This window comes from Streptococcus sp. 9.1 (genome assembly GCF_016648815.1).
Taxonomy (GTDB): Bacteria; Bacillota; Bacilli; order Lactobacillales; family Streptococcaceae; genus Streptococcus; species Streptococcus salivarius_E.
The window spans coordinates 120,363-134,985 of record NZ_JACLQS010000001.1; the positions used below are offsets into that span (position 1 = coordinate 120,363).

Sequence of the window (14,623 nt, forward strand, 5' to 3'; positions counted from 1 at the left end):
CTTTCATTAAGAAAATCACAAGTGTCCATTTTCTTAATCCAATCAAAAAAGGATTTCGATTGAAACCCTTTTCGATTGAAGATAATATCTTGCAATATTCCCTTTGGGAAGTGTGCTTATCATCCTCTTAGTGTCTTTGTGCACTCATCCAGTCAAAGATACTGTTATAAGTTTGTCCATTGACACTGGCACGAGAGCCACCTCCATTGGTTGGATCAGTGGCTACCATACCACTATATCCGTCCCAATTTTTCGTATTTTCAGGATGCTGAACGCCAATCACTTGGTCATGGAAGAAATAAATCCAAGCCCAATGTCCATCATACTCTGTCCCAGGAAGATCAGTCCCAGTAGCTGTTTCAAAGTATGAGAACCACTTGTTAGTAGCTCCAGAGGTAATCAAGCTCTTATATAAAGGCAATACACTATTTTCTGGTTGTACTGTTGTATCTGCTTTCGTGTGAATCAACCACATAGGCTGACTCTTAAGTTTATCAATTCCAGATTGGTCAACAGTTAGTGGCGCTGCAATTGGAATCAGAGCTGCAAAATAATCTGGATAAGTTGCTCCCATGGTCAAGACCATACCACCACCATTTGAAACTCCCGCAAGATAGATTCGTCCCTTATCTACCTCAGGGTGATTAGCTAGGTAGGTATCAATGGTCTCTTTGAGTTGTGCTGCATTATCTGACCCCCAAGGTGTCTGTGTTTGAACAGCCAGAACATTAACCCCACGCGCCTGATCACCAGTTGTTAAGAAATGGCCTTGAATCTCAGGCTGGGTAAGCGCATAGACGTCATTTGAAAGAAGCGGAATATTCATATCTGTCCCTCTTTCACCAATGCCATGTAACCAGACTATCAATGGTTTGGTGCTATTCCCCGTACCAGTCTGGGCACTATAAGCCGCATACTGCATGTTACCTACCTGTCCTCGCTCGTCGAAAACCTCCGTCGTTGGCATCAAACGATTGTTGATGGCATCTTGCTCAGATGAAACCATCTGTGACTGACTACTACCCCCTGCCACTACTGACAAGTCTTTCATTGATACCATATAACTTTCCAGCCATTGATTGGTCCAAGTAGAAAGGTTAAAATACATAGGTTCAGCATTCCCACCCATGTTGTAGCGATTATAAGATGGTAGGCTCAATTCAAGCGTCACGTACTTGCTATTGTCATAATAGACCACATGCCCCTGATCATCAGACACATAAGAGTTCGTTACCTGACGACTGACCCCTGCTGTTGTAACCTGAGTTGAGCTGTGGACAACCTCTGGTGTGACCTTCTGATTAAATTCAAAAATGACTTTGGTTACAGCTGGTCCAAACTCATAACTTTCTAGAACAATACTTGTCTTTGTCACAGCCAAGTCTTCTGCTGCCCCTGCTTTGACAGATAGGCCTAAACTTATGGCTAGCAAAGTAACAATGACTGTCACATATACTTTAACTTTTTGGAACATAGTCCCTCCCCTTTTTTATTAGTATTCACCTACAATCGATGAACAGTTACTATTTTATCATCTTCTAATTAAATAAGAAATAGATATGAGGAACTCTAATAAAAAAAGAATCAGCTAGCATCCCTCAATAAGGAGAAATAGCTAACTGATTCATAAATTTCAATATATTGGAGGGCTTTAATACTATTAGTCTTTTTTCTTAACGTACTGAGCCACTGGATAGTCTGCACTGTCCAAACTACCAGGTCGGTTCATGGCCAAATCAACCAGATTTTTTCCAATCAGTGGCCCCGTCGTGAGCCCTGAAGATCCTAAACCAGAAGCAACAAAGACACTCTCAAGTTCTGGAACTTCTCCAAAGAAAGGAGAGAAATCACTCGTGTAGGCTCTCGTTCCCACACGTTCTGAGAAGGACTTAGCCGTACTTAAGTCAGGGAAATAGGTCTTAGCCTCTTCCTCCAGACTTGCAAGTACAGTCTCATCAACTGTCAAATCAAAGCCTTGGTCATTTTCGTGGCTGGCTCCTACCGAAATCTTTCCACCAGCAAAGGGGATGACATCTAGTTCGCCCTCTGGCATCAAAACAGGCAACTTACCAGTATCTAACCCCTCAAAGAAATAGTCACGTAATTGACCTTTTTGGGGGCGAACATCTACTTCAAAACCAAGGGGTTCAAGCGTTTGACCTAGCCAGGCACCACAAGCGAGAATGACCTTATCAAAAGTTTGAGCATTAATCTCGTAAGTGCCATTGTCAAGAGGAGAGAGTGTAACTGGTCCTTCCACCTTTACAAAACCAGAGGCCTCAATCAAGGTAGCTATCAACTCTGCCCCTTCCACTCTGGCTCCTCCAGAAGCATAGAGATAATGGTCAAATCCAGTGAATTCAGGGAGATCCTCAGCATTTTTTATAGAGAGTTCACCAATAATGGGTGATTCTTCTAGTCTCGTTTCTGCATGCTGGTACAAAGCGTCCAATTTACTATCGTCTTTCTTGAGAAGGGCTACACCAGACTGATCATAGAAGCTCGTGTCATAACCATCTTTTTCAAGATCTGAAACTAAATCTTGGTAAAAATCGGCTCCCAAACGGGCCATGCGATACCAGGCCTTATTACGACGCTTGGAAAACCAGGGGCTGATAATCCCTGCTGCTGCCTTGGTTGCTTGTCCAAGACCATGATCAAATACTGTAACTTCTACGCCTTTTTCTTTTGATAAGTAGTAGGCAGCCGTTGAACCGACGATACCTGCACCAACGATTGCAATTTTCATTTTTTACTCCATCTATTTGAAAAGAGCTGAGTCCTATATCAATAGGCACAGCTTTTTATTATTCTTTTACCCCAAGGCCACGTCCATGACCATCATGACGACAAAGCCAACCATAAGGCCCAAGGTTGCTACGTCAGTATTACCATTGGTTTGTGATTCAGGAATCAATTCCTCCGTTACCACAAAAATCATGGCACCAGCCGCAAAGGCCAAAGCATAAGGAATGATTGCCATCATCAACATGACAAGGGCAGCTCCCATAACAGCCCCTATAGGCTCCACGATGGCTGACATAGATCCCCAATAAAAGGCCTTGATACGAGATTTTCCATCTGCTCGAATAGGAACTGAGAGGGCTGCACCTTCGGGGACATTCTGCAAACCAATACCTATAGCTAGACCAATGGCTCCCATAAGACCCGCGAATGTCATATTGCCACCAGCCAAGGCTCCGAAAGTCACACCGACTGCTAATCCCTCTGGAAAATTATGAATGGTGATAGCCAAAAAGAGCAGGGCTGTCTTGGACAACTTTTTCTTACGAGGTTGAATACCTTCTGCTTTAGAGATGTCATTCCCCAAATGCAAATGGGGAACAACGGCATCAATCAAACGAAGGGCAACACCTCCAAGCAAGAAACCAGCTGCCGCAGGGAACCATGACCACTTCCCATAGCCATTTTGAGTCGCATAAGTTAAAGAGGGGTCCAAAAGCGACCAAAAAGAGGCCGCAATCATGACACCAGCTGCAAAGCCCATCATGATATCTAGCAATTTACGGCTAATATTCTTGAAGAAGAAAACAATGGCCGATCCGACAATGGTACAGCCCCAAGTAAAAAGACCAGCAAGCAAGGCCAAAAAGACCACATTTTGATGTAAAAGCCAAGTCACAGACACATCCTCCTACAAATGGTCAAAAGGATTGGTTGAGGACTGACTTTCAAGTATCGTCACATTCCAATCATGCTCAAGTTTCCAAGCTTCAAGTTTCTCAGCAATCTTTGAGATAAAAAGGGCTTCGATATGGTGCCCAGGATCAATTGCCAAGAGACCATTAGTAATCATTTCCTGTCCTGTATGGTAGTAAACATCACCAGTGATGAAGACTTGTGCGCCCTTTTTCAAAGCATCCTGGTAAAATCCTTGACCACTACCCCCACAAATAGCCACACGGCTAACTAGAGGATTGTCATGATTATAACGAACCAAGCGAACACTATCTAAGCCAAAAACAGACTTGACTTTAAGAGCAAGTTCTTCAATAGTCTGAGGCACGATATCACCTACTCGACCGATTCCATGATTTTCAGAAATCTGCGTTAAATAAGTGGTGTCTTTAATATCAAGTAAGTCACAGAACCAATCATTAAGCCCATTATTAACGACATCAATATTAGTATGACTCACATAGACTGCAATATCATGCTTAACCAGGTCAAGTAAAATATCTCGGTCAGGCGAAGACACCAAATCCTTAACTGGACGAAAAATTGGAGCATGTTTAGCAATAATGAGGTCCACACCTTTTTCAATGGCTTCGGCTACCGTATTTTCACGAACATCCAAAGTAACCATGACCTTCTGAATCTCTTTGTCCAGACTACCAATCTGCAAGCCAACCACATCACCTTCCATAGAAAGCTCCGGTGGACAAAATTCTTCATAAGTCTTAATAAGTTCACTAGCTAACATGATTCAAAACCTCCTTAATGGTTTGAATTTTATCTTCAATAGCTGTACGATCAGCCTGATTGGCCAGTGGAATGGATCCTAAAGCAATCTCTAATTTATTGATTTCGCGTTGCCATTTGAGCTGGAAAACCTGAGATTGGTCTTTCATGAGATGAGGACCAAAACGCACTTCCTTGTCCGAAAGGCTCATGTGTCCAGCTTCTGCCACCATGATTTCGTAGTATTTGCCATTTTCAGTCATGATAGACTCTGCAATAATCTCAAAACCATTTTCCATCAACCAGATACGGAGATCATCTTCACGATTATTTGGTTGTAAAATCAGACGGTCTACGCCCTTAAGTTTGTCCTTTCCAGCATCAAGGATGTCCGCAATAAGACGTCCCCCCATGCCACAGATTGTGATGGTTGTGACAGCATCAGCAGGTTCGAAGGCAGCCAAGCCATTAGCCAAGCGCACCTCGATTTTATCTTGGAAACCAGAAGCTGAGACATTAGCAAGAGCAGACTCATAAGGGCCTTTTACCACTTCTCCAGCAATAGCTGAAGTAATCAAACCTTTTTCAAGTAAATAAATCGGAAGATAGGCATGATCACTGCCTACATCCAAGAGTTTTGCGCCTTCGGGAACATAAGTTGCTACGTCCTTAAGGCGTTGAGATAATTGTACGTACATGTTTCATCTTTCTATTTTTTTAAGTCTCTTCAATTATATCAAAAAAGGAGGTTGGTAAGAAATGCTTTTAACACATTTCCTAACAACTTCCTTTTTGTTTATACTTTCTCGCCTGTAAAGACGAAGAATTTAGAAATAATATAGTTCAATACAATGATAAGGACCTGAGAGAAGAGGCTCTCGATACCGTTTACCCAAGCATGACTATAACCAACAAATTGACCAATAATTTCTGGATAGGTATCGACCAAGAAATAGGCCAGAGCCAAATCCAAGACCAAGGTCAATAGGCGAGCACCCACGAACTTAACAAAGCGCGTAACCATACCTGTCTTTTCCTGATTAAAGACAAACATGTCATTTGTAAAAAAGGCAAAGATTATGGCAATCGCATTCGCTAAGACTGCTGAAAGTGTTCCTTGTTGGGTAAACTGGAAAATCAAAGTACGACTGACCATATAGACCAAAGTTGCCAAGACACCAAAGAAAAGGTACTTGAAAACTTCGGTGGCCATGAAGGCTCTGAGCTTAGCTATCATACTTAGTCCAATCCAATTTCTGCACGAACAACATCAGCAATCGTATCAACATAGTAGTTCACTTCATCATCTGTTGGGGCTTCTGCCATAACACGAAGAAGAGGTTCAGTACCACTTGGACGAACCAAGATACGTCCATTTCCAGCCATCTCAGCTTCCATTTTTTCAATGATAGCGGCAATTGCAGGAACTTCCATAGCCTTATCTTTCATGCTATTTTCCACACGGATATTAACCAATTTTTGTGGATAGATGGTCACTTCTGAAGCCAATTCAGACAAGCTCTTACCTGTTTCAACCATGACTTTAGTCAATTGGATAGCTGTCAATTGACCATCACCAGTTGTGTTGTAATCCATGATAATAACGTGTCCAGACTGTTCACCACCAAGGTTGTAGCCGTTTTTACGCATTTCTTCGACAACATAACGGTCACCAACAGCAGTCACTGCCTTGTTAATGCCTTCACGGTCAAGTGCCTTGTGGAAACCAAGGTTTGACATAACTGTTGTTACAATAGTATTTTTAGCCAACTCGCCTTTTTGAGACAAATGTTTACCAATGATATACATCACCTTATCACCATCAACAATATCGCCATTTTCATCAACAGCGATGAGACGGTCACTGTCACCATCAAAGGCAAGACCAATAGCTGAGCCAGTTTCTTTAACCAAGGCTTGCAACTGCTCTGGGTGTGTCGAACCAACACCAGCATTGATGTTAAGGCCATCAGGTTGGTCACCAATAACAGCGATTTCTGCGTTCAAGTCAAGGAAAATGTTACGTGCAGATACCGCAGCTGCTCCATTAGCCGCATCCAAGGCAACTTTCATGCCACCGAGGTCAACACCTGTAGCCACCAAGAATTTTTCGTATTTACGAAGACCCTCTGGATAATCCACAAGTGTTCCAAGTCCTTCAGCCGAAGGGCGTGGAAGCGTATCTTCTGCAGCATCGAGAAGGGCTTCAATTTCCGCCTCACGCGCATCATCCAATTTAAAGCCATCGCCACCAAAGAACTTGATACCATTATCAAGAGCTGGATTATGGCTGGCTGAAATCATAACACCAGCACTTGCATTTTCCGTACGGACCAAGTATGAGACGCCAGGTGTCGCAAGCACTCCAAGTTTGTAGACTTCAATACCCACTGAGAGCAAACCTGCTACTAAGGCAGATTCCAACATCTCACCAGAGATACGTGTATCACGTGCCACAAAAACTTTAGGACGGCCAGTCTCATGTTGGCTAAGCACATAACCACCAAAACGACCTAATTTAAAGGCCAATTCAGGCGTAAGTTCAACGTTTGCTTCTCCACGAACACCGTCTGTTCCAAAATATTTACCCATAATTTTATTATTAGTGCTTGAGCACTAAATCCTCCTTAAACTGTGATGCTGTTTAGCAAGAGTCAATCTAGTGAAATCTATCTAGACAATCTAACTTTATAAGATTTCGCCAATATTTTCAACCCTTGATTTTAAACATTTTTAATTGGTTACATTTTTATGAGATTAGTCCCTCTCAATCCCATTCATTATACATGAATTTAGGAAAAATGTAACTCCCCTATTTTTGCGTAACTTTTAAGTTAACCTTAACAGTGCCAGGCTGAACCGTAACACCTTCTGCCTTAAGGTCTATTGTTTTTGAAGTGTCCTTAGTCACTTGGCTAATGTCCACAGGGACTGTAATGCTATCAATCTTATCCATAGCTTCTTGGCTACCAACAATAGTCACATGTCCACGATTAAAGCTATAGCTGATACTAGACACATTGCTAGCCTTATCTCCAGTCAGTTCGACCTTAACAGGAACAGATTTGCTTAATTTTCGCAAACTAATCTTGGCATGCACCTTAGCTGGTGAGATTGAACTTGCTAGGACTGTTCCATTTGTCGAAACTGCTTGAAGGACCAAGTTCCCATCATAATCTTCAGACAGGTTGGAATCGCCTTCCAATACTGCTTGAACATGATCAATCTGGTTAATGATATCTTCACTCGATGTCACCTCTACCTTGGTTGCATCCAGGCTAACTTTTTTAACTTCATAGCCATTTGCCAACTTATCTGATGTGATGTTAGCTACGACGTCAAAGGTCTTGCTGGCTTTTTTACCAATAGTCGCCGTCAAGGTTGATGGCGATACTTGCGCAGACATTCCAGCTGGAAGATCCTTAACCTGAATAGGTACTCGACTGGTTCCTTGGCCTAAATTTGACAAATCAGCAACTAATTTAAAGTGACGTGTATCACTACTTGTCTCAGTCGTTAAAGCCAGCTGTGTTGTCGCTGTCAAATAGACTTCGGCATCATAGGAATAACCACTGATAAAGTACTTATCACTATCATATTTAATATCCACAGGGACCGACTCAACGGTTTGTGTAAAGGTATTAGATGCACTTGAACTATTGCTTTTATTTTGCGAGTTCCCCGACCAGGCTGTGAAAAAGAGTACCACAGCAAAGAAGAGTGCAACTAGTATCTGCCATAAACGATCGTTTTTAAAGAAATTTACCAAACGCTTCATTTTTTGCTACCTCCCATCCAACGTTGGAAGAATGACTGACGTGGTTCTTGTTCTTTCAACAAGATAAGACTCAACTCTTCTTCAAATTCTTGAATAGAAAGATCATGGATGAAATTTCCCTTGTAAGCAATGGAAATCGCACCAGTCTCCTCTGACACAACAAAGGTAAGCGCATCTGTTTGTTCTGAAAGACCAATGGCAGCCCTATGCCTAGTTCCAAATTCTTTGGAAATCTTATTAGATTCCGTCAATGGCAGATAAGAACAAGCCGTCGCAACTCTGTTATCTCTGATGATAACTGCCCCATCATGAAGCGGTGTATTTGGAATGAAAATATTAATTAAAAGTTCCCCAGTCACCACCGCATCAAGTGGAATTCCAGTCGCAATCTGCTCTTGTAAGGTCTGAGTCTGTTCAATAGAAACCAAGGCCCCAATCTTACGAGGACTCATGTACTTAACAGCTTTAACGTAGGCTTGAACCAACTTCTCATCTGAACTAACCTCTTTATTTTGCAAAAAATGCTGAGGCGTACGTCCAAAGGTTTCAAGTGCAGAACGAAGCTCTGGCGCAAAGATCACAACCGCCGCAATGGCTCCATAGTTGATGACCTGATTCATCAAATAAGAAATCGTCGTGAAGCCTATAAAATCAGAAATCAGTTTGACTAAAATAAATAAGACAACCCCTTGAACAAGGGTCATAATTTTTGTTCCTCGTAAGGCCCTAATAAAGCGATAAATTAAAAAAGCAACAATCAATATGTCCAAACTATTGACGATAACTTTCAGCGGACTATCAAAGAGTGACCGCCAAAAATCAATATCAATGGACGAAAGTATTCCCATACATATCACACTTTCTTTTAATTTTTAAACAGTTTCTATTATACCACGAATTCTAACTATTTTGAGACTACAATCACTACTTTTTGTGATAAAATAAATTCATGACTATGAAAACTACCATGGGAATTCTGGCGGGTAAAGCTAGCCATTTCGTCCTTTCAAAATTGGGACGTGGTTCAACCCTGCCTGGAAAAATTGCCCTTAAATTTGACAAAGATATTTTAGACACTTTAGCCAAGGACTACGAAATTGTCGTTGTCACTGGAACCAACGGTAAGACTCTTACAACAGCTTTGACAGTAGGTATTCTTAAAGAAGCTTTTGGTGAGATTGTGACCAATCCTAGTGGGGCCAACATGATCACAGGAATCACTTCTACTTTCCTAACAGCTAAAAAAGCCAAGTCTGGTAAGAAAATCGCTGTCTTAGAAATTGACGAGGCTAGTCTTCCTAAAATCACTGAATACATCACTCCAAGTCTTTTTGTCTTCACAAATATTTTCCGTGACCAAATGGACCGCTATGGTGAAATCTATACTACTTATCAGATGATTTTAGATGGTGCTGCTAAGGCGCCTGAGGCTACTATTTTGGCTAATGGAGACAGTCCTCTTTTCAATTCTAAAGAAGTAGTCAATCCCGTGCGATTCTACGGTTTTGACACTGAAAAGCATGATCCAGAGCTGGCACATTATAATACCGAAGGAATTGTCTGCCCTAATTGTGAGAGCATTCTTCAGTATCACCTCAATACTTATGCTAATCTGGGTGACTATGTATGCCTCAACTGTGACTTCCACCGTCCAGAATTAGACTATAAGCTAACAGAGTTGACTAAAATCACTAACACTACTTCTGAATTTGTCATTGATGGACAAGATTACAAGATTAATGTCGGTGGTCTTTATAACATCTACAATGCCCTTGCTGCCGTCTCTGTCGCTGAGTTCTTCGGAGTGGCTCCAGAGCAAATCAAAGCTGGTTTTGATAAGAGTCGTGCTGTCTTTGGACGCCAAGAAACCTTTAAGATTGGTGACAAATCATGTACTCTCGTACTAATTAAGAATCCAGTGGGAGCTAGCCAAGCTCTGGATATGATTAAACTTGCAGATTATCCATTTAGCTTGTCAGTCCTTCTTAACGCCAATTATGCTGATGGTATTGATACTAGCTGGATTTGGGATGCCAACTTTGAAAGCATTCTCGAGATGGATATCCCTGAGATTAACGCTGGTGGTGTTCGCCATTCTGAAATTGCCCGCCGTCTTCGTGTAACCGGCTATCCAGAAGAAAAGATTACGCAAGCAGAAAAACTTGAAGATATTATGGCCTTGATTGAAAAACAAGATTGCAATCATGCCTATATCTTAGCGACCTATACTGCTATGCTTGAATTCCGTGATATTCTTGCTCAACGTCATGCTGTCGGAAAGGAGATGAACTAATGACTTATACTTCACTCAAATCTCCAGAAAATCGTGACTACACCTATGACCTAAATGTTGCCCACCTTTATGGTAATCTACTCAATACCTACGGTGACAACGGAAATGTCCTTATGATCAAATACGTGGGTGAAAAACTTGGTGCTAAGATGACCTTCGACATCGTTTCAGTTGGTGATGACTTCGACAAGGACCACTACGACATGGTCTTCTTTGGAGGTGGTCAAGACTATGAACAATCTATTGTTGCTAAAGACCTCCCAACTAAGCGTGAGGCCATTGGTCAATTCATCCAAGATAACAAAGTAGTTCTTGCCATCTGTGGTGGTTTCCAACTTCTTGGTCAATATTACATCCAGGCTAATGGTGTCCGCATTGATGGTATCGGTGTTATGGGCCACTACACCCTCAATCAAGAAAATAATCGTTATATTGGTGACATCAAGATCCATAACGAAGAGTTCGATGAAACTTACTATGGCTTTGAGAATCACCAAGGGCGTACCTTCCTCTCTGATGATGAAAAACCACTTGGAAAAGTGGTCTACGGTAATGGTAATAACAAGGAAGACGGTTCTGAGGGTGTCCACTATAAAAATGTTTATGGTAGCTACTTCCATGGACCAATTCTTTCTCGTAACGCCAACCTGGCCTACCGTTTGGTCACTACTGCCCTTCGTAACAAATATGGCCAAGACATTAAATTGCCAAGTTACAATGATATTCTTTCAAGCGAAGTCGCTGAAGAATACGCAGATACTAAATCAAAAGCAGAATTTGAAAAATAATTCTATGACATAGCAAAATAGCGAAATCCTTAGGGTTTCGCTATTTTTTCATATCTATTTCCAAAGTCGTCTTTTCTTCAATCTGTCTTCAATTTTTCGATTATCAATCCTTAGAATGGCAATCATATCAAACAAGAGCCAAGTTCGTTTAGGATAAACAATGTATTTGGGAGACCAAATTGGAGAGAACTTCTCCTTATAACGTTGGAGCCCACTAAAAGAGTAAAAACGCTGCGCAAAGACATAGACCAAATTGGCAACCTTCTCTTCCAAAAAACTATCTTCTTCAGTACCCACATTCGCGAGTGGAGCCATTCCCATATCAAAGTACTGCTTTCCTTCTGCTTGGAAGTACTGGAAGAGTTTCACAAAGAGGTAATCCATGATACCTTCGGGTGCCTTTTCAAAGTCATAACGCATAAGGTCAATCGTCGCCACCCGTTTGTTTTTGGTTGGCATGATGTTGGCAAAGGCTACAATTTCTCCCTCCTCACTCTCAACAATAGCAATCGGTGCTTGCTGCAAATAGGCTACATCAAAGAAACCAAGAGAGAAGCCCTTCTCCTTACGACCGTTAAGCCAAATATCTGAGACAGCCTTCATTTCTTGCATCTGAGTCTCTGAAAATGGAGGATCAAGTAACTTAAACTGGAAACCTGCTTTTTCGACACGATTGGTTGGCTTACGGAACTTCTTACCATGCTTACCATCAACAGAAAATGACGTCAAATCAACCATGGCATTTTCCCCAAATTTCATAAAATCAAAGCCATAATCATGAAGCATCAGGGTAATACTCTCATCTGCCTCATAAAACAAGGCTTGTAAATTCCAATCCGACAAGGTCTTCAAGAAAGATTCCCAAGCTGCTCGGTAATAGTTTTCATTACCTATCGGATTTCCCATAACCACACACTTGTTACTGGTTTGTGCAAATTGGAAAACTACCTGGTCTTGTCCATCGACACGATACCAAAAGAGGCGTTTATCATGTAAATAAGCCAGGGCACTTTCTGATGCACCTCCATATTTCTCAAGGAGAGCTGTGAAGCGCTCATTATCCATGCTTTGACCAAAAAGCCTGCGGGGTGCCAAAATTCTCAAGACTCCCCAAACTATGGTTGCAATGATAACTGATGCCAGTAAAATATCAAACCAAATATGAACAAAATGTCCAAGAACATCCCGGTTCTTAGGTGGCAACAAATGAGACCAAAAACCACTGCCACCCAAAACGAGAAGAACCAGAATCGTAAAGGCTAGGAAAAGAAAATCCTTGGTTTTGTCTTCCCAACTATAAACAAAGTAACGATGATACAACCTTTTTCTGATGATCAACATAAGCACCAAAGAGAGTAAAATTAGGAAAGACATGGCCCATGAAATACCATTGAGATTGACATAAATTAAGGCCAAGACAAAGGTTATCAAGGAGGCAACAAAAGCACCCTTAACCCGACGTCTAATGAGACGAGCCATGAAAATGAATAGGGTACCAAATAGGATACTTGGAAATTGCCAAATCAACTGTTCCTGAATAGGATCAAAACGGCTAATAAAGTAGACATTAGCCAAGCGTTCAGGGATTAGGGCAGACAAAATCAAGAAAATCCCTAAAAAACGTAGCAAATATACGAGAAAACGGTGGAGACTTCCACCAAATACTCGTGAAGAAAGTTTGAAGTATTTCTCGTTGATACGTCCTCCCATGTGTTTGAAAAAGAAGACAACACCAAGCATGAAGGGAATAACGTAGTAGGTTAAACGAAAGAGCAAGAGCAGACTAACCGCAAGAGCATTGCTAACCCCCATAGAGGTCAGACCGGTAATCACAATCAAATCGAAACTACCAATCCCACCCGGAATCATAGAGAAGATACCAATAATAACCGCTAGGAAATAAAGAGGAATCAGATTATAAAGTGGAACATGTAAGCCCATTAAATAAGCCACACTGACAAAGCTCCCCAGGGCCGTTCCCCATTCAGCTGTCGAAGCTAAAAGAAGACTTAGCCTCGTTTTCAACGGTACTTGACCAAAATAGGTTAACTTTTCACGACTAGAAACAAAGAAAATAAAAGGCAGATAAAGGAAAATACCCAATAAGAGTAACCAATATTTTCTTAAGTCTGGACTTAGAGGGAAGAACCAAAAAACAGCGAATACCAAACCACTTAAAAGGGATAGGCCCGACATAAAGTAAGGCAATAAACGAGAAAGTGCCTTGACACCTGTCTTTTCCTGCCCATCCTCAGAATAAAAGGAATATCGCAGACCCACATCGACCAAACCAGCAAAACCAGCCAAGTTATTAATGGTATTGACAGCCCAACTTGTTTCTAAGATATAGGATTTGGAATAATCCGTTTCTAGCTCCTTATTCAGTATGATGTCATAAAAGAGCATGGGGGAGACAGCGACTAGTCCGATGACAGCCATCAAAACAAGATGCCAAATAGACAAACCGGACAGAGCTGACTCCAGTGACTCTAAAGTGATGGTCCGTTTTAGACGAACCAATTCTATGACGACAAGAACCGTAATCGAGATAAAGAAGATGGATTTAACGGCTGCTTTTAAAGGTTGAAGTCTCTCTAAAAGACGCTTCATGCCACCACCTCTTTTCGACTAATTCTCACAAGCTCACGAATCATTTGATTAAAGACCTTATATTTACGTTGAGCTAGACGATGCCCTTCACGACGTTGGACATAGAGCTTATGAACCGGAAAGAGCTCTGAAATCTCTCTAGAATGCCTAATACTGATAACATCCCTTTGCCCCATAACTACCCAAACAGGATAGGCAGCCTGATGTAGACGTTCCCTATCTAACGGCAAGTCATGAAGCATCAGACCCGTTACCTGAGCCATGATATCCATTTTAGATGAAAATGGTGACAAGGCTTTTAAGCAAAGATATTGTATATAGACCGCGAATCTTGAGCGTCTCGTCAACCCATTAAAGGTCATATTCCCTGCATTAAGTAAGAGTCCCGCAATCCGGTCAGGATAACGACTAGCATAAACCATAGCCAAATTAGCACCGTCACTATGACCGACAAATAAGGCCTTCTTGATATTCAAATATTGCAAAATTTCCTCCAAATCGGCAGCCATCTGTTCAAAGGTCATCTTAACACTCTGACGACTGGACCTGCCGTGATTACGACTATCAATGAAAATTAAACGATAGTCTCGATACAGAATTCCTTGCTTACCAAAGTAATTTCCTGACAAATTATTGCCATGCAAAAAAACAATTGGAAAGCCTTTACCGAGATCACGATAATAGATGATTTGACCATCTTTCACTTTGAATTCCATAATATTACCTACCTTT

At 41.5% G+C, this 14,623-nt stretch carries 13 protein-coding genes; 2 read left to right on the forward strand and 11 right to left on the reverse strand.

All coding sequences use genetic code 11. The features are described from left to right. Positions 1-127: 127 nt before the first annotated feature. From H7T93_RS00530 to cdaA, 9 genes are all read right to left on the reverse strand, one after another. Positions 128-1,474 (reverse strand): acyl-CoA thioester hydrolase/BAAT C-terminal domain-containing protein, encoded by a 1,347-nt coding sequence (locus H7T93_RS00530; RefSeq protein WP_175057526.1) that lies wholly within the window; start codon positions 1,472-1,474, stop codon positions 128-130. A 186-nt stretch (positions 1,475-1,660) separates the two neighbouring features. Further along, on the reverse strand, positions 1,661-2,749 hold the full coding sequence (locus H7T93_RS00535; RefSeq protein WP_175057525.1) for an NAD(P)/FAD-dependent oxidoreductase: 1,089 nt from the start codon (positions 2,747-2,749) through the stop codon (positions 1,661-1,663). 66 nt (positions 2,750-2,815) lie between these two features. Next, positions 2,816-3,643, reverse strand: coding sequence for a ZIP family metal transporter (locus tag H7T93_RS00540; RefSeq protein WP_037600988.1), 828 nt, complete (start codon positions 3,641-3,643; stop codon positions 2,816-2,818). Between the two features lie 12 nt (positions 3,644-3,655). After that, positions 3,656-4,444, reverse strand: a complete 789-nt coding sequence (locus H7T93_RS00545; protein WP_175057524.1) for a Nif3-like dinuclear metal center hexameric protein — start codon at positions 4,442-4,444, stop codon at positions 3,656-3,658. Further along, positions 4,434-5,120: a tRNA (adenine(22)-N(1))-methyltransferase gene (locus H7T93_RS00550; RefSeq protein ID WP_201041570.1), complete on the reverse strand. Its 687-nt coding sequence runs from the start codon at positions 5,118-5,120 to the stop codon at positions 4,434-4,436. Before H7T93_RS00550 ends, H7T93_RS00545 begins: the two co-directional genes overlap by 11 nt. 98 nt (positions 5,121-5,218) lie before the next feature. Then, complete coding sequence (locus tag H7T93_RS00555; protein ID WP_175057522.1) at positions 5,219-5,659, reverse strand: GtrA family protein; 441 nt, start codon at positions 5,657-5,659, stop codon at positions 5,219-5,221. 2 nt (positions 5,660-5,661) lie between these two features. Then, positions 5,662-7,014 (reverse strand): phosphoglucosamine mutase, encoded by a 1,353-nt coding sequence (glmM, locus tag H7T93_RS00560; protein WP_013990769.1) that lies wholly within the window; start codon positions 7,012-7,014, stop codon positions 5,662-5,664. A 220-nt stretch (positions 7,015-7,234) separates the two neighbouring features. Beyond that, entirely contained in the window at positions 7,235-8,200 is a 966-nt protein-coding gene (locus tag H7T93_RS00565) for a YbbR-like domain-containing protein (RefSeq protein ID WP_201041571.1), read from the reverse strand. Next, positions 8,197-9,048 (reverse strand): diadenylate cyclase CdaA, encoded by an 852-nt coding sequence (gene cdaA, locus H7T93_RS00570; RefSeq protein WP_084914693.1) that lies wholly within the window; start codon positions 9,046-9,048, stop codon positions 8,197-8,199. The genes H7T93_RS00565 and cdaA overlap by 4 nt, the downstream gene beginning before the upstream one ends. Before the next feature lie 101 nt (positions 9,049-9,149). Between cdaA and murT the strand changes: the two genes are divergently transcribed. Further along, on the forward strand, positions 9,150-10,493 hold the full coding sequence (murT, locus tag H7T93_RS00575) for a lipid II isoglutaminyl synthase subunit MurT (protein WP_201041572.1): 1,344 nt from the start codon (positions 9,150-9,152) through the stop codon (positions 10,491-10,493). After that, a complete protein-coding gene (gene gatD / locus H7T93_RS00580) occupies positions 10,493-11,281 on the forward strand; it encodes a lipid II isoglutaminyl synthase subunit GatD (RefSeq protein WP_048674479.1) in 789 nt (262 codons plus the stop codon). The genes murT and gatD overlap by 1 nt, the downstream gene beginning before the upstream one ends. Before the next feature lie 54 nt (positions 11,282-11,335). On the opposite strand, the gene mprF is transcribed toward gatD, so the two are convergent. Together mprF and H7T93_RS00590 are read right to left on the reverse strand one after the other, a co-directional pair. Then, on the reverse strand, positions 11,336-13,891 hold the full coding sequence (gene mprF / locus H7T93_RS00585; RefSeq protein ID WP_175057520.1) for a bifunctional lysylphosphatidylglycerol flippase/synthetase MprF: 2,556 nt from the start codon (positions 13,889-13,891) through the stop codon (positions 11,336-11,338). Next, entirely contained in the window at positions 13,888-14,607 is a 720-nt protein-coding gene (locus H7T93_RS00590; protein ID WP_175057519.1) for an alpha/beta fold hydrolase, read from the reverse strand. Before H7T93_RS00590 ends, mprF begins: the two co-directional genes overlap by 4 nt. Between the last annotated feature and the right edge of the window lie 16 nt (positions 14,608-14,623).

Coding starts and splice junctions, on each gene's coding strand:
- H7T93_RS00530 (WP_175057526.1), bottom strand. CDS start 1,474: ATGTTCCAAAAAGTTAAAGTATATGTGACAGTCATTGTTACTTTGCTA.
- H7T93_RS00535 (WP_175057525.1), bottom strand. CDS start 2,749: ATGAAAATTGCAATCGTTGGTGCAGGTATCGTCGGTTCAACGGCTGCC.
- H7T93_RS00545 (WP_175057524.1), bottom strand. CDS start 4,444: ATGTTAGCTAGTGAACTTATTAAGACTTATGAAGAATTTTGTCCACCG.
- H7T93_RS00550 (WP_201041570.1), bottom strand. CDS start 5,120: ATGTACGTACAATTATCTCAACGCCTTAAGGACGTAGCAACTTATGTT.
- H7T93_RS00555 (WP_175057522.1), bottom strand. CDS start 5,659: ATGATAGCTAAGCTCAGAGCCTTCATGGCCACCGAAGTTTTCAAGTAC.
- glmM (WP_013990769.1), bottom strand. CDS start 7,014: ATGGGTAAATATTTTGGAACAGACGGTGTTCGTGGAGAAGCAAACGTT.
- H7T93_RS00565 (WP_201041571.1), bottom strand. CDS start 8,200: ATGAAGCGTTTGGTAAATTTCTTTAAAAACGATCGTTTATGGCAGATA.
- cdaA (WP_084914693.1), bottom strand. CDS start 9,048: ATGGGAATACTTTCGTCCATTGATATTGATTTTTGGCGGTCACTCTTT.
- murT (WP_201041572.1), top strand. CDS start 9,150: ATGACTATGAAAACTACCATGGGAATTCTGGCGGGTAAAGCTAGCCAT.
- gatD (WP_048674479.1), top strand. CDS start 10,493: ATGACTTATACTTCACTCAAATCTCCAGAAAATCGTGACTACACCTAT.
- mprF (WP_175057520.1), bottom strand. CDS start 13,891: ATGAAGCGTCTTTTAGAGAGACTTCAACCTTTAAAAGCAGCCGTTAAA.
- H7T93_RS00590 (WP_175057519.1), bottom strand. CDS start 14,607: ATGGAATTCAAAGTGAAAGATGGTCAAATCATCTATTATCGTGATCTC.